General features: G+C 47.6%; 13 protein-coding genes and 1 riboswitch. Of the genes, 4 read left to right on the top strand and 9 right to left on the bottom strand.

All coding sequences use genetic code 11. From position 1 onward, the window contains the following. The first annotated feature begins 44 nt into the window (after window positions 1–44). Window positions 45–2111: a DUF3298 and DUF4163 domain-containing protein gene (locus AC15IQ_RS10970; protein ID WP_483179147.1), complete on the top strand. Its 2067-nt coding sequence runs from the start codon at window positions 45–47 to the stop codon at window positions 2109–2111. 95 nt (window positions 2112–2206) lie between these two features. Here AC15IQ_RS10970 and AC15IQ_RS10965 read toward each other — a convergent pair whose 3' ends face one another. The 7 genes from AC15IQ_RS10965 to AC15IQ_RS10935 all read right to left on the bottom strand — a co-directional run bounded on the left by AC15IQ_RS10965 (window position 2207) and on the right by AC15IQ_RS10935 (window position 9397). Next, a complete protein-coding gene (locus AC15IQ_RS10965; RefSeq protein ID WP_483179145.1) occupies window positions 2207–4096 on the bottom strand; it encodes a GNAT family N-acetyltransferase in 1890 nt (629 codons plus the stop codon). Between the two features lie 508 nt (window positions 4097–4604). Further along, a complete protein-coding gene (gene modD, locus AC15IQ_RS10960; protein ID WP_483179144.1) occupies window positions 4605–5456 on the bottom strand; it encodes a ModD protein in 852 nt (283 codons plus the stop codon). Between the two features lie 23 nt (window positions 5457–5479). Then, window positions 5480–6061, bottom strand: a complete 582-nt coding sequence (locus AC15IQ_RS10955; RefSeq protein WP_483179143.1) for an FmdE family protein — start codon at window positions 6059–6061, stop codon at window positions 5480–5482. 13 nt (window positions 6062–6074) lie between these two features. Continuing rightward, on the bottom strand, window positions 6075–6881 hold the full coding sequence (gene tsaA / locus AC15IQ_RS10950) for a tRNA (N6-threonylcarbamoyladenosine(37)-N6)-methyltransferase TrmO (RefSeq protein ID WP_483179141.1): 807 nt from the start codon (window positions 6879–6881) through the stop codon (window positions 6075–6077). 28 nt (window positions 6882–6909) lie between these two features. Continuing rightward, the gene (locus tag AC15IQ_RS10945; RefSeq protein ID WP_483179139.1) at window positions 6910–7674 is read right to left on the bottom strand and encodes an ABC transporter permease; all 765 of its coding nucleotides are present in this window, start codon (window positions 7672–7674) and stop codon (window positions 6910–6912) included. Further along, window positions 7655–8674 (bottom strand): ABC transporter substrate-binding protein, encoded by a 1020-nt coding sequence (locus AC15IQ_RS10940; protein WP_483179138.1) that lies wholly within the window; start codon window positions 8672–8674, stop codon window positions 7655–7657. The genes AC15IQ_RS10945 and AC15IQ_RS10940 overlap by 20 nt, the downstream gene beginning before the upstream one ends. Window positions 8675–8689: 15 nt before the next feature. Continuing rightward, complete coding sequence (locus tag AC15IQ_RS10935; protein ID WP_483179136.1) at window positions 8690–9397, bottom strand: ABC transporter ATP-binding protein; 708 nt, start codon at window positions 9395–9397, stop codon at window positions 8690–8692. 311 nt (window positions 9398–9708) lie between these two features. Then, window positions 9709–9827: riboswitch (molybdenum cofactor riboswitch) on the bottom strand. Window positions 9828–10123: 296 nt separating this feature from the next. Between AC15IQ_RS10935 and AC15IQ_RS10930 the strand changes: the two genes are divergently transcribed. After that, on the top strand, window positions 10124–11863 hold the full coding sequence (locus tag AC15IQ_RS10930; RefSeq protein WP_483179134.1) for a stalk domain-containing protein: 1740 nt from the start codon (window positions 10124–10126) through the stop codon (window positions 11861–11863). A 123-nt stretch (window positions 11864–11986) separates the two neighbouring features. On the opposite strand, the gene AC15IQ_RS10925 is transcribed toward AC15IQ_RS10930, so the two are convergent. Further along, window positions 11987–12172, bottom strand: a complete 186-nt coding sequence (locus AC15IQ_RS10925) for a hypothetical protein (protein ID WP_483179133.1) — start codon at window positions 12170–12172, stop codon at window positions 11987–11989. Window positions 12173–12235: 63 nt separating this feature from the next. Then, complete coding sequence (locus AC15IQ_RS10920; protein WP_483179382.1) at window positions 12236–12349, bottom strand: helix-turn-helix domain-containing protein; 114 nt, start codon at window positions 12347–12349, stop codon at window positions 12236–12238. A 180-nt stretch (window positions 12350–12529) separates the two neighbouring features. On the opposite strand from AC15IQ_RS10920, the gene AC15IQ_RS10915 reads away from it, so the two are divergent. Together AC15IQ_RS10915 and AC15IQ_RS10910 are read left to right on the top strand one after the other, a co-directional pair. Continuing rightward, window positions 12530–13261 carry a Uma2 family endonuclease gene (locus AC15IQ_RS10915; RefSeq protein WP_483179131.1) on the top strand — a complete coding sequence of 244 codons (732 nt, stop codon included), beginning with the start codon at window positions 12530–12532 and terminating at the stop codon, window positions 13259–13261. 258 nt (window positions 13262–13519) lie between these two features. Next, window positions 13520–15628: a sigma 54-interacting transcriptional regulator gene (locus AC15IQ_RS10910; RefSeq protein ID WP_483179129.1), complete on the top strand. Its 2109-nt coding sequence runs from the start codon at window positions 13520–13522 to the stop codon at window positions 15626–15628. Window positions 15629–15813: the final 185 nt, after the last annotated feature.

The following is a 15813-nucleotide window of genomic DNA, read 5'->3' as shown; positions in this document are numbered from 1 at the left end:
CTCGTAACAATAAATAAAAGAAAAATGAGAGGCAGGGTAACAGTATGAAAAAGCTGGTTGGTTATCTGGTACTGGCTGCGTTCCTGTTGTTTCCGACCGGTATCGCGAGTGCCAAATTGTTTTCGGGGACATTTGTTGACACGCGGGGGCACTGGGCCGAAAGTGAGATCGAAGCAGCATATAAACAGGGTTTAATGCAGGGTACCGGGGTAAACGAGTTTGGTTTCAAAATTTTTATGCCAGAAGAAAAAGTAAACCGTTTCCAGCTGGCGGCGGTTTTAGAGCGGGCTTTTGATTTAGATTATGGGAATATGAGGTTTGTTAAGCAACCCACGGCGAGTGACTATTACTATGATTTGGAAGAAGAAGCCTGGTACAGTGAGGCCGTGCTCCGGTGCGCAATCAACCACATATTTGCACCCATGGATGCTTTTGAGGGGGATAAAGAGGTAACGCGGATTAAGGTAGCCAGAGGTATCTACAATGCTTTTCAGGCTAAGGGGATCAATGTGCCTATGATCATGCTGATGCCTTTATATGATGATACCGCAGAGCTTTCCCAGGATGATACTAATGCCATGGTATTTGTAAGCAATACCGGCATTATGAAGGGTAACAACAACCTTTTCCGCCCCCATGATCCCATAAGTCGGGCTGAACTGGCTAAGGTTCTAAACCAGTGCGTCAAGCTGATCGAGATGAATCCTGTTGAGGTTAGCCCCACCCCTGCAGTAAAACTGGAATGTAAAGAAGTAAAGAGCGAATCTGAATTAATTAACATTGACCTGAACATTCCTGTAATTAAGGGGATGCAGGATACAGAGATACAAACCAAAATGAACCAGCTTTTGGAAGACGAAGCTATTAAACGTCAAGAGGCTATGATAGCAGAAGCTCAGCTAAATTCCGATTTTGTACTGACAGAGCCATACCATACCTATGAGATTGTAAGCCGATTTTATCAGTATTTTGCAACCCGGGATAACTTGAGTTTCTATGTGGATTATTATACTTATACCGGCGGGGCCCACGGCATGACCGATCGGGTGGCTTACAACTTCGATTTGAATACCGGCCAGGAATTGGCCTTAAGCGACCTATTTGCTCCTGGTACAAACTATACGGAAATGATTAATAAAAGGGTAAAATCTATGATTGAGCTTAACCCAAGAGACTATTTTGAGGGAGAACTCGGGTTTAAGGGTATAAGCGAGGATCAGCGTTTTTACCTTGAGAATGGGAGCCTAATAGTATATTTCCTGCAGTATGAAATTGCTCCTTATGCTGCCGGGATAAGGACTTTTCCTGTGCCGCTTCCATCCATCGGTTCTAAACAGCTTGAAAGTGATGAGACTGCAGTGATGCAACTGGTGGCAGAATTCGGCAGCAAACTAAAAAATGTTTCACTGCTGGCCCCAGAAGATATCGTTAAAAATACCCTATCTGAAAACTATGGCGATTTAGTAACGCCTGGACTTCTGGCCAAGTGGCAAAATGATGTTAACCATGCCCCGGGGAGGGTGACCTCAAGCCCGTGGCCGGAGCGTATAGAGATTACCGCCATAGAGAAACTGTCAGATTCCAAGTACCAGATTAAGGGCGAAATTATTACTATGACCAGTGTAGAGATGGTAAATGGCGGTGTGGCAGGTAAGAGTCCGGTTACTCTGGAAGCAGGAAAAATCGATAATAACTGGCTTATTACTTCTTATGAGTATGATGAGGCCTCAGTTTACAGAAATGAGGAACTTGGTTTTACCTTTAAACTGCCGGAGAACTGGCAGGGCTATTCGATAATGGCGGATAAATGGGAAGGCATATATCTTGAAAGTGCCGCTAAAGATGATGGCCCGCTGATTTCCATAAGGCATCCTCAATGGACGGAACAAAACCCTCGTCAGGATATTCCCATCATGGTGTTTACGCTTAATCAGTGGAACATGATTCAAAAAGAAGAACTAAGTGTGAGTGCAGCACCTATCCCGCCCAAGGAACTGGGCCGTAACAGCAAGTATGTATTTGCTCTGCCGGCTCGCTACAACTTCGCATTTCCAACCGGATATGAAGAAGTGGAAAAAATATTGGAAACCGATCCGCTGATGCCATTTTAAAACTTAGCAGCCTGGGACATAGGGCTGGTCCTTGTCCCTGGCCAGCCCCGGTTCCCATGCCTCAGTCGACTCATTTGAGAACTGCCTATCCCTGATTAGAGTCTGTATTCGAACTCGTATGTCCCGTATTCCATATTCGTGCGGGTGAATCCCATATTTCTCAGCACACGGATCATGGCTTTATTCTCCGCCAGCACGGTGGCAGTAAAGCGCAGAATACCGTTTTTTCGGGCTATAAGGGTCAGATGCGAAAGCAATAGAGTGCTTATTCCGTTGTTCTTATAATTATCGCTGGTGGCAAATGAAACCTCGGCCGAATAATCGGATTCGTTGATGAAGTATTGCCCCAGACCTACGACAATTTGTTTTTCCTCTTGCTGGACTACAGCCAGTATCGATACACCTTTGGCGTTATCAACAGTAATGATCTGTTGAAGGTCTTCATGGGGGACATGTGAACGGACATGGAAAAATCTTGTGTAGAGACTCCTATCGGAAAGTGAATTGAAAAAATCCCGCAAACGAGGTTCGTCACTGATCTTTACAGGCCTTAAAAGTACATCTAGTCCGCTTTTAGTGGTTTTATGGGACTCGTATTCCTCAATGTATCTACCCCCCGGGCCGGGGATTATCTTCTGGTCCTGGAAAATTAGGTTTCTTTGTTTGGCTTCCTGAACAAGCCAGGGTCTAAATTGGGGATGGGCGATGGATATTAATTCCATGGCCCTTTCTCGAAGAGTCTTCCCTTGCAGATAGGCAATGCCATATTCTGTCACCACATATTGGACATCGCCTCTATGAAGGCTGACCCCGGCACCTTCCGGCAGACAAGGCACTATTTTGGAAAATTTCCCGTTGTTAGTTACTGATCTCATCGCCAAGATGGTTTTTCCTTTGTTGGCCATAACTGCCGCCCGCATAAAATTGGCAAAACCACCGATGCCGCTGTAAAAGACTTTCCCCAGTGACTCAGCCGTAGCCTGCCCCGTCAGGTCGATTTGCAGGGCGGTATTTATGGCTGTCATGTTATCGTGCTGGGCGATAGTCATGAAATTATCAACATAATCGATCCTTCTTAGCTCAATGGCAGGATTATTATTGATGTATTTATAGGTCTCTTTCTTGCCAAAACAGTATGACCCAATCGTCTTCCCCTTGTTCAAGGTCTTTTTGCTGTTATCTATGACGCCTTTTTTCATCAATTCGACGATCCCATCGTTCAAGATCTCGGAGTGTATCCCCAGGTGTTTTTTATTGCTTAGGCAAGGCAAAACCGAAAACGGCATATTACCATAGCCTATTTGCAGCGTATCTCCATCCTGGACGATGCTTGCCACATATTGGCCAATTTTTTTCGCGATCTCGCTTTCCTCACTGAGATCGTATTCCGGCAGCGGTTCGTCGTAGGGAATGATAAAATCTATGTCATCGATATGGATAAACCCATCGCCGTGCACTCTGGGCATAAAGGCATTGGCCTGCACAATAGTCAGGGCGGCGTTCTCTGTAGCGGCTTTAACAAAATCAACATTGACCCCTAAATTAAAGTAGCCGTGCTCATCCGGCAAGGAGGTCTGGATAATGGCTATATCTATCGGAAAGTATTTGCGATCGAACAACTCCGGTATCCTGGATAGGAAAATGGGGGTATAATCAGCTGCTCCTTTATTGATGGCATTCCTGTTGGCTTCACCGATAAACAAGGAGTTGATCCTGAAGTTGTCCCGGTACTTTTCATAAATGGAATCCCTCACGCCAGGGAGTGTCCACACATAAAATATATCTACGTCAAAGAAAGCTTTAGGGTTGCGATCCAAATACCTGACCAGCGATCTAACCAGATATCTCGGTTCTCCTGCCGAAGTGCCAATGAATATCTTATTTCCTCGTTTAATATTGCTAAATACCTGATCCCCGGATGTAAACTTCTGCGGATATGCGCTTTTTAGTTCATCGATTATGCTGATTTCCTGACTAATGCCCACAAAATACCCACCTTTCCGACGATTACTTCTACTATGATAATTCCTGATCTATAACGCTCCTATTCTTCAAGTATAGCGTCGGGGCAACTGTACTGAAAGGATCTTTTGATGGCGCCAGGAGTGTTGATCGTAAAAGGACGTGAAGGCTGACCATAGCCCCGGTCAAAACAAGATGATAAAACACCCTGCATCACCAGGAAGGTCAGCCATCATTCATCAGTAATGACGCCATTATTGCTGCATGCTATAAATGATATAATTGGGCCTAAATACATAGCAACGATACGAGGGGGTAATGAGCTATTACCCTACAGCAGGCCCATGCCCATAACCAATTCATCTATTTGGGAAGGTTGTAAACCGGTTCTTTTAACCGCTTAGGTGGCTGCGATTTTAGACAGGTCATTAGCCCGCATAGATTTCAAAGAGCAGCCATAGGTCCCTTGTCCCAGGCTAGGCAGCCATGAACTCGGGTTAGAATAGCTGATTCAAGGCATATTTCAATATACTAATCGTATTTTGGTACCATCTTCACTCCGATATTGGTTGGTTTCCCGAAATACACTGCGGTGGTCACGATAGCATCGATGCCGGTAGCCGCATAGTCAGCGGCATTTTCTGCATTTATGCCCCCAGCCCCCAGTATCAACAGATCAGGTTTTATATCCCTCAATCTAGCCACCGCCAGGGCCAGATCCGGATAGGGCACCTTGTCAAACTGCAATCCGTCGGCACCGGCCTGACATACCTGAATGGCTTCATTTAGCGAAGTGACCTCGACTATTATCTTTTTTTCCAGATTTTGCATCTTTAACTGGCACAGCTTGTTCAACAGTTGATCGTATCCTTCCAAAAAAACCGTGTGCTGTTCGAATACCAGTATGGTTTCAGAAAGACCCAGACGATGAGGCATGCCTCCACCGGCAATGACCGCTTTGATTGACAATTCCTTGGTTCCTGGGAAAACTTTACGGGTGCTGAGCAGTTGTATATTGGGGTTGCCCTCCCGCGCTCTGGCCAGTATTATTGCAGTGCGAGTGGCGATTCCGGAGAGATACTCCAGGATATTCTGCGCGACCTTCCAGGCCATATGCAGGTTTTCAGCCATACCTTCAGCCTCCAGGATCACGGTGCCAGGCTTTACTGTGCTTCCCGAAGGCAGGTGAAAAAGGGGGCTCAGATTTAACTTGCCCATTATGCGCAGTACTTCTTCGGTGCCGCAAATGACCGCTTGGTCGCGGCACACGAAGCTGATCCGGCCTTTTTTACCGGCTATACCCAGCATTGTAGTGGTCAGGTCTATGTAGGGGACGTCTTCCTTAATGAATCTCTCCAGAGCATCGTCGCTGATATAAACCATTTAAGTTAAGGCCTCCATTTGTATTATTTAAAATGCGCTTTGCATGCCAGGCCGTTTTCATGCTCGACAGCCCAGGGACGCATAACCTCCTCGCCGCAGATATTGCAGACCGCAATGGGATGGAGCCTGGGCTTACCGGGGAGATGAACCTCAATATCGGTCACTTTGAACAGCTCCTCATCGGAAAGCTGATACAGCAATTGGCCGCGTTCATTACGCAGGGAGAAGAACTCGGCCTTTTCAGCCTCGCTGGCTGTCCCCGTCTTGACCTTTTGATGCAGTTCAATGGGATGATTCGAGCCCCACAAGGGGTATTTCAGGGCAATTCGTATACCTCGGCCTGACTTGGAGATGAAGTTAAATGCCTGTCTGCCTTGATTGTCGATAATCAAGCCGCTGTTTCCGACTGTGCAGCCGGTAACATATTGAACCCCATCCACCCCGCAAACGTCGTTTTCCACTATCACAGTATGTGTGCTGCTGATATTTTTGCCTTCCAGCCCCAGCAGTTTCAGCGCTAGCATGCTAGCCCGGTAGCCCACCGTTATGCCCGGACAGATATGTCCGTGGAATTTGTGTGCAGCTTCCCACAATTCTTGGCTCATTTATGATTACCCCCTAATCTGCTTTATTCCATACCTTGATGTCAAAAAGGGCCTGATGAGGTTGGGCCTGCAGCAAACACAAGCCAGCCCCGGGGTTAAGGCTTATGGCAGCCCGGCGGCTATTATTCTCCCAGCAACTCATGGCCTTATCGGGGTTGTGTTCAAAGGAGAACCGCGCCGGGTTGGCCAGCCTGGCCTTGCATATGCCCTGAATAACGTCGGCCAGACAAAGGCTGCCGACAACATGCACTTGGAGATCCTGTGCGTTAAGGTGTCCAAAGATCTCTTCCGCCGCCATACACATCTTCACTGCCAAAACCAATTGCTCGCATTCTTCCTGATGGTGGTTTACGGCCGCCTTAAAGAGGGTTTCTTCCAGCATTTTAGGTTCACGCGGTTTAATATAAGGGGTCCCGGGTGAAAAAATGATATCCGCCTCATAGTAAGGCTTAATGTCTATAATCGGAGTGCCTTCAATAAAGTCCAGTCCGTCTACTGTCAGGATGTTGTCCTCTATATTCACTAATTTGACCGCAGTCAGGCCTATGGGATTAGGCCGCATGAATGCCCTCAGACCGAAAACACCGTATTCCCCAAGCTCAGGATTGATGCGGGGCACTACACGCAGAGTATCCCGTCTCGATTCATGAAACCACCCTATCACCCAAATATGGGAGTGTTCACTGATGCGCAACAGGGCTTCGCTATACTGGGGGAAAATCTCAATAGTGGACTGGGATACGTCAATCCGAACATGATCATTTTTAGTGAAGTCGCTATGAACTACTCCGATCGGGTTAATTACAATAGGTTCTATCAAATTATATCCCTCCATTGCCTGGTAAAAATCAGGCTTGCCATTTCTTACTGTATTTGTGCAGAGGATTGAAGACTACCGTTTCCATAATGGCCACCAGTATGATCAGGGTTATGGTCCAGGCGAACAGCTTGTCGGTCTCAAGATAACTCCGGGTTATGAAAATGGCATTGCCAATACCATTTTGGGCTCCCAACAGTTCAGCCATTATGGTGATTCTCAAAGATGAGGCCACACTCAGAGAAAAACCGGCGATAAAGCCATTTAGCAACCCGGGCAGGTATAGCTTCAGCATCCGCACTCTCCCGGGAACCTGGTATACTGTGGCCATCTGCAGCAATTGGCTGTCTATAGAATGTATCCCTTTGACCGAGTTGAGATACATTATGGGGGTGATTAGCAGAGCGGTCACAAAAATAACCTGAGTGCTGCCCTGACCAAACCACACCATGGCAATGACTACGAATATGACGCTGGGGGTGGCCAGGACGGCATTGATGGCAGGCATTATCATGCTGTCCAGTGCGTGCTTCAGTCCCCCCAATACACCTAAAAAAGTACCTGCCACAACACCCAGGGCAAGACCCAGCAGCTGTCGCTTAAGGGTAACCACCAAGCTTTTACCCAATTCGCCGCTATTCAGCATATCTAAAAAAGCGGTTATGGTGGACAGGGGCGAAGCCACGATGAGGGGATGGGAGGCCATAGCCAGGGCCTGCCATCCCGCCACCAAAATGACTATACCCAAAATGTAATATTTGCGTTCCGTAAACAGCCTAATAATAGAAGCCATCATCAGGCATTTTGCCCCCTATCGATGCCGGGGGAGCCACCTTCAGATACTCGGTCAAGAAAGCATTGATCTCCTCTTTGCATTCGCTGGCTGCCACGGGGTTAAGTCCGGCAAAGGGAAGGGATTTTTCCACCGCAGCACCTTTCATCTTGGGGAAATATTTTTCCACCAGGGGACCGGCCTGGGCAGGGTTTTCGTTGACCCATTTGGCGCTCTCATGATATTTGTCCCTTGCTGCTGTAACCAGGGCCTGGTTCTGGGCATGGTCACCCACCACCATCAGACCGGCTTGAGGAATGCGGGCGTTTTCATCGCCCACCGCCTTGGCCCATTCTTTTTGTAAGTCAATAGCCCTGGTCACGGTAACATTGCCTTTTTTGGCATTATCAATAGTTACGGTGGAATTGGGCTCATTGGATAATGCTAATTTGATACCGCCGGTAGCTAGTTGTGCCGAGGACTCAGCCATATCCATATTGACGATGGTCAGGTCTTTCTCCGGATCAAGGTTGTTCTGGATGAGGACATACCTTAACAGATTGCCGTGGTATGAGGTGAGACCACCGGTTACCGCAATCGTTTTCCCTTTAAGGTCGGCAATACTCTTCACGCTGTCGTCGGCACTCAAAATATACAGCATGCCCCAAACAGCGACATTGACCAGCTTCACATTCGCCCCTTTATTGTAGAGCATCAAGGCATTGGTTATGGGCCCTACTACAAATTGGGCCTGGTTGGAAGTGATCATAGCAGATAGTTGTTCACTGGTGACCCAGGGTTCGATGACGGTTTTATCAGCAATGTCCTTTAAGGCATTGTTCTCCACCAGGGGTGCCAGCGGATAGCTGCCTGAGCCCTGGGAAGCGGCGATGGTCACCTGTTCGATCTTTGCGGTCGGGGCCGGAGCGGTAGCCGGTGCCTGAACCTGGGAGCAACCGGCCAGTCCCAAAAACAGTGTCATTACTATTAAGCCAGCCAGAATTTTTTTCACTCGAATGTTCATTTTATCCTCCCCTTACTAGTCAGTCATTGTCAACGTTTGCATCAGTTCGATCTGTTCCATGCGGTATTTCCAATTACGATCAGACAGGGCAACCTTGATGGTGTGATCCAGTACGATTTTACAGGGACGATGCTGAAGAAAAATGATACGGTCGGCCAAACGCACCGCTTCATCGATGTTATGAGTTACCATTATCGAGGTGCGGGGTTTGGCGGCCAGCAGGTCGATCAAATAGCGGCACATAACTTCGCGCAGTTCATCATTGAGGGAACTGAATGGTTCATCCAGCAATAGTATGTCCGGGTCGACAGCAAAGGCCCGGGCCAGGGACACTCGCTGTTTCATGCCCCCACTCAATTGAGCCGGGTAGTAATGCTGGAAGCCATCCAGACCTACTTGCAGAGCCAATTGATTACAGGTCTTGCGTCGTAAAGGCTTGTCCTGGGGCATTAAGGCGTGCAGCCCGATTTCGATGTTTTCGATTACATTGCACCAGGGGATTAAGCGGGGTTCCTGGAATACGTAAGCAAGCTTGTGACTCTGGTAGTGGATGCTGCCAGAGTCGGGTTGTTCCAAACCGGCGATCAATTGCAGTAAGGTGGTCTTGCCGATTCCTGAGGGGCCACAAATGCACACGAACTCCCCGGCACGGAAGCTAAACGAGAGATTTTTTAAGACCCCTAAATCATCATAGCTTTTGCTGATATTCCTCAATTCGATCATTTCTGCCATCCTTTTGTACAAACATGTATTGCGGATGCGTCAACTCTCTGGTTGATCGTTTGGCACCATTTAGGATACCTAATAATAAACCATTGATCATGCCGAAATCTTAAACAACACCTCCTTGGCTCCTGGTTTGCTGAAAAAATAACAAGGCCCGGCAGAAAGGATCTCCGGGCGCTACCACCAATAAGCAGCCTCATCTTATACATATCAGCAAACTACAGCTTGATTTTCTGGTTTAAACTAGTCGCTGAGTGATGGCCTGATATGGATAAGGGGCGGACTGCGACAAACAGTCCGCCCCACAGGGACGATTCCGCTTATCTCCTTTCCACACTGGGAGGCAAGTCAGTTTCCCGGCTTACCCTAACGGCCTGAATACCTTGGAGCAACCTTTAGGTACACAGGCTCGGAGACTATTCTTTTTTTCTATATTTTTCGCCAGAAAAGGAGATAATCCTTCTTTGATAGCAGGGACATCGAATCTGTCCAGGTATCCAACGGTGCAAAAGTGTTCGGCCCCCGAGAAACGTGTTGGTGAGATTTCAAAAGGGGAGCAGATGCTGCAAATATACTCAATCCGCTGATGCCATCAAAGAAGATAGAAAATGTCAGGTTGACACCCTTTACATAAATATCATAATCGGCAGCCTTTTGGCCGCATGTAAGACAAATACGAGAAAGAGCGTAGTCTTAATTAAATTGGTACCAGGAGGTATGGCAGTGAAAAGAAGCAAAATGGTTAGAATTATAGTTTTGGCAATTGGTTTTACTCTGCTCTTAGCCAGTGTAACCGTGGGGGAGACTGGCGAACATCCGCCTGTGCTGCAGCCACTAGTTAGTTCCGGTATAAACATCGTTGTTAATGGAGAAGCACTGGCAGGTTCTGTGCCCCCAATAATTGAACAGGATAGAATCCTGATACCAGTCAGAAGCCTGGCTGAGCAACTGGGAGCACATGTGGAATGGTTGGCCGCGGAGAATAAAGTTATGATAAATAAAGATCAAGACAGCCTTGAGCTAACCATCAATGAACCGAGCGCTGAGATAAACGGTGAAAAAATCAATATGGAAGTACCTGCCCGCATCATTAAAAACCGTACTTACGTACCGCTTAGATTTATAAGTGAAGCCTTGCATGCCCAGGTTACCTGGATGCCCCAGGAAAGAACCGCATTAGTTGAATTTGATCCGGCCAATAAACCTGGCGATGCAAATATCAAAATCAATAATCATATCTGCTCCCCCAAACAATTAACTGTTACTGGAACTGCCAGGGTTTGGGAGGCCAACGTACTTTACGAAGTAACTGATAAAAATGATAAAGTTCTATTTAATGGCTTTACTACTGCCTCTATTGGGGCGCCAGACTGGGGGGACTTCAGTTTCTCCATCGAGGGTGATTTGAGTGAGGCTTATATATTAAGGGTCTTTACTGAAAGCGCCAAGGACGGGAGCAGGATGGATATGGTCGAATATTTCCTCAAACCTTTTGGTACGGCGCAAATTCTGTCTAAAGAACCCGGTTCAATACTGGTAGAAGGGGTTTTAGGCGGTTATTCTGATCAACCCACCCGGTTTTATTTTGCCATAAGCCCGGAGACAATAATAACTGATGCAAATAACATCCAACTGTCAGAAAGCCAATTGCAGCCGGGAGACGAACTGCAAATATGGATATCATATCCCGGGGTGGTTCTGGAATCATGGCCGGCTCAAGCCGGAGCAGGGAAGATAGTAAGAACAAACAAGGATATCGATTGGCAAGGCCTGGCTGCCGACTACAACCCTCCGGCTATTGACGATTTGTTGACAGCGATTAAAAACAGCCCTGTTAGCAATGCAGGGAAGATAGAGATAACTGATGATATAAAACGGGACTTCAATCAGATGGGTGAAGATTACCGCCTTTTCTTTATGCCTGAAGTAAATTGGTTTGATTTTGAATCTACAGGCGCCGCCATCTCTTATATGCTCTTTACCTGGACCGGTGAATTTGGTTCTTTCCCCGAGTCATTGTCTCCATATCAGGCGGAGGCGCGGCTGCGTAAAGTATTTGCCGCACCTGATGATGTATATCCGCCTCTAATACACCAGACTTACCCTAAATTTGTACAGTTTGACGGTAAAAGTTATTCGCCCTGGCCGGAAAGCTATAATACTGATACCATGGTTTACGACCTGGTCGAATTAAAACAGCGTAATGGGGGAGATTACATCTATTACACTGCTATCGCCAATGAATACGGCTTTGATGTGAAGGGCTATTATGAGCCAGGGGTAAATGAGAAGTTTCTCCTTGCCAAGGCAAAGGCTCTGGGACTGGACTATGATTCCGCTCTGGAAAAGTTGCTGACAAGCGGGCAAATCACCGACACTGAAAAAAGGCGAACTTACCAAATTGAATTCCGTGTCGATCATAACGGCTCAACCCCGAAAATAGTTGCAGTTGACTGGTATTAAACCCTTATCGCTTTGAGCCGTTCAAACTAATGGCATGACTCGGATAGCTGTGCTACTGTAAGATATACCCATATGATGCCTATAAACTATACAGTACATATTGGCATAATGAAAATTACTTATTCAAAGGGCGGGCAGGTAGGGGAACTGTCCGGGATAGCCAATGTCACTGGTAAAGTCCATGTTTTGAATGTCTTCTGGAGTATAAAGCCGTGCGATTTCCAGATCGGAAACGGTTGACCAGCGCTCTTTCTGGTCAGCTTGTTTGGCTATGCTGCGGCGCACCTCATCTTCCCACTTTTTTCTCAATTGATCCGACTGCTCCAAGACGGGTCAGGCTGTCTCTTTAACACTTAAACTATTTAATACTGGTTAGTGAATAGCTGTCACCTTCAGGCCTTTCATCACCGGGGATGGCCTGCGCTCGTATTTGGAGAGGGTCTGTCTGCTTATGCCCACCGCCCGGGCCAGTTCTTGCTGATGAATACCCTGCCGAACAATATTGCTTTAACATGTTTCTAACATAAGCGTAAGCCAATTCCATCCTCCCAATGCCTGATATCCATTATGACACACAAATTAAGTTTGGATTTGCATTTGCGGCAATAGTTGGCTACCATATAATTAGCTAAATTAGCTAATATGTTTATAAAAGGAGGATGGCGGATGAAAGTGCCCTCTACCGAAGTGCAGAATAATTTCGGCAAATATCTGATGCTGGCGGCTCAAGAAGATGTCATCATTACCCGCAACGGCCTTGAAATAGCCACATTGTCAGCCATAAAACACGATGCTGAGAAGCCGGCAGCCATTATGGTCGGCGAGAAGGCGAAAGAATTCAGCTACGGGGGCCGCAAGGCAACTTTTGAGGAATTTGTGGAGCTAACTGAGAACAGTGAAGAAAGATACGAGTACATCGATGGCGAGATCTACCTGCAGTCTTCTCCCAAAACCCGGCATCAGCTGGCTCTGACCGAATTGTTCGGTATCTTTTACAATTGGTTTCAAGGCAAAAAGTGCGCTCCCTTCGTAGCCCCATACGATATCACCCTCAGGCGGAACCCCGAAAATATCAATGTGGTACAGCCAGACATCATGGTTATCTGCGATCTGCAGGAACACCTCAATGAGAAAGACTATTATATGGGGACGCCGGCCCTGGTGGTGGAGATCCTGTCGGAAGGGACCCGCCGCCTGGACCTGATCAAGAAACTCGACCTGTATATGTCCTGCGGGGTGGAGGAATACTGGATCGTCAATCCGCTCAACCGGGAGGTTCTGGTGTACCTTTTTAAGGACAATGATTTTGACCAGCACATCACCTTCAAAGGGTCTGATTTGGTCCAGTCGTTTATTTTCCCGGGACTGAACGTTGAATTGGAGCGCATTTTCAAGTAGCAACCCCAATACATTGGGAGTGAGCGAGATGTGTGCGTCAATGATCTTGCGGTTTTGGATTCATGGTCGGTGGGGCATGTTTAAGCAGCAACCGAATAGTATTTAGTAATCAGAACCTGTTCATCGGGTCCTCAACTGGCCTATATTGAAGCCGCAGCCAGGATTATAACTCCCTAAGCTTAGGGCGGCTTGTGCTATACTATGGAATAACAGAAGAATACAGCCAGATACGTCCAACGTAGTTGTGAGGTTTTCATTATGAAGCTGTCTGACATAATGAGCACTGAACCGGTGACTTTGACCCTGGCGCATACTATTCGGGAAGCCAGCCGTATATTCTTAGATCACGAAATTGATGGGGCCCCGGTAATAGACGAACATGGCCGGATGGTAGGGCTATTGACCAAAAGCCACCTCTACCGGGTATTGGCCGGGGACGGTGATCCCAATACCACAGTCGATCAAATCATGGCCACCAGCGTAATTACCGGCCACCCCGATGAACAGGTGCGGGATCTTATCAAGAGAAGTGTGGGGCGGCTCCCGGTAGTCGACCAGGATAAAGTGGTGGGCATGATCACACGCAGCGACCTGGCCTATGCCTATTTTAACTCCTTCATGTACCTGTCTAATGAACTACAGACCATCCTGGATTCCACACATAACCTCATCATAGCTATTGACAAAAACGCCCGGATAACTTTGCTCAACCGGGCCGCGGAGAAATTCCTGGACATCAAAAGCGTTGATGTGATTGGCCAGGAAATCATGCAAGTCATTCCCAACAGCGGCCTGGTAGAAACGCTGGTAACCGGCTGCCCCAGACCGGCACAGAAGATTATGCTTAAGAACTCACTGTTCATATCCAACCGCACCCCAATATTAGAAGACGGAGAGATCATTGGGGCGGTGGCGGTTCTTCAGGATATCTCCGAACTCGAAAACATATCCAGAGAACTGGAAAATGTGAAGGAGCTAAATCGGGAAATGGATGCCATCATCGAGTCGTCCTATGACGGACTCTACCTGACCAATGGCGAGGGCATCACCCTTCGGGTCAATGAGGCCTTTGAAAAACTGACCGGGGTCCCGGCCAGTGAAATGGTGGGTCACAACGTAGAGGACTTGGTGAGGGAAAGGGGCATCGTATCGGAGTCGGTCAGTGCCCTGGTTCTGAAAGAGAGAAAACCGGTGACCATCATACAGCGGACCTTGGCCGGGCGGACCGCGCTGACTACCGGTACCCCTGTGTTTGATCGAAAAGGCCGGATATTCCGGGTGGTTTCCAATGTCCGGGACATCACCGAGCTGATGCAGCTTAAGCAACAACTGGAGCAGGCTCAGGGGCTGAGCAAACATTATGAATCCGAGCTGCGGGCCCTGCAGATGCAGTACGACACTGAGAAACTAATTGTCGGTTCACGGATAATGAAAGAATTGCTCGACAAGGTTATCCGTATCGCTCAGGTTAAGTCAACTGTCCTGATCACTGGGGAATCAGGTACCGGCAAAGAACTTATCGCCGAAACCATCCACATCAACAGCCCACGCCGTAATGGCCCGTTCATCAAGATAAACTGCGGAGCTATTGCCAAAAACCTTTTGGAATCAGAATTATTCGGCTATGACCCGGGAGCTTTCACCGGGGCCAAAAAGGGAGGCCGGGCCGGTTACTTCGAACTGGCCAATGGGGGAACCATCCTCCTGGATGAAATCAGCGAGCTGCCCTTCAGTTTACAAGCCAATCTGTTGAGGGTGATTCAAAATAAGGAAATAATCCGGGTGGGTGGGGAAAAGACTATCCCCATTGATGTGCGCATAATCGCCGCCACCAACCGGGATATCAAACAATTGGTAGCCGATAAACAGTTCCGGGAAGACCTTTACTATCGCCTCAACGTGGTGCCGGTCGAGGTCCCGCCCCTACGGGCCCGCAAGGAAGAGATACCTCTGCTGGCAGCCCACTTCATAAAGCTATTTAATAAGAAATACGATATGAAAAAAGAGTTGTTCCCTGATGTCATCGATATACTCATGAATTACGACTGGCCAGGCAATGTCCGGGAATTGGAAAATGTCATTGAGCGCTTGATAGTGACTATCCCGCGGGATGTCCTGACCGGCGAAGACCTGCCCAATAATATAAAAAATTTCATGCGCAAAGATGTTCACCCTCAGATATCCATCGAAGGGATTCTCCCCTTAAAAGAGGCCGTCGAATTTGTGGAAAAGGAGATCATTTCCCATGCCTACAGGCGTTACCGGGCTACCCGCGAGGTCGCCAGGCATCTCGGCATCGACCCATCCACGGTTTTGCGCAAAGCCGCCAAATACGGCATAACGGCCGAACCGGCCCACAATGACTGACACCAGAGCAACCGCTAGCCTCAAAATGGCCCACTTCTTCAAACCAATCTGACTCCCCCTCTTATTGAAACCAAATACCTAATAATGTTGTAATTCCGCCCGGTAGCAAAATACTCTGCTTGGTGAGTTGACTGCAATAATGCATGGCAAAATAGCATTGCTTTTTCTGTGGCCTCATGCAATCC

Origin of the sequence: Syntrophomonas sp. DTU019, assembly GCA_913757435.1 — a bacterium.
In the GTDB taxonomy this organism is placed as follows: domain Bacteria; phylum Bacillota; class Syntrophomonadia; order Syntrophomonadales; family Syntrophomonadaceae; genus DTU019.
The sequence above is the reverse complement of the archived record's forward strand: the minus strand, read 5'-3'. Positions and strand labels throughout refer to the sequence as shown.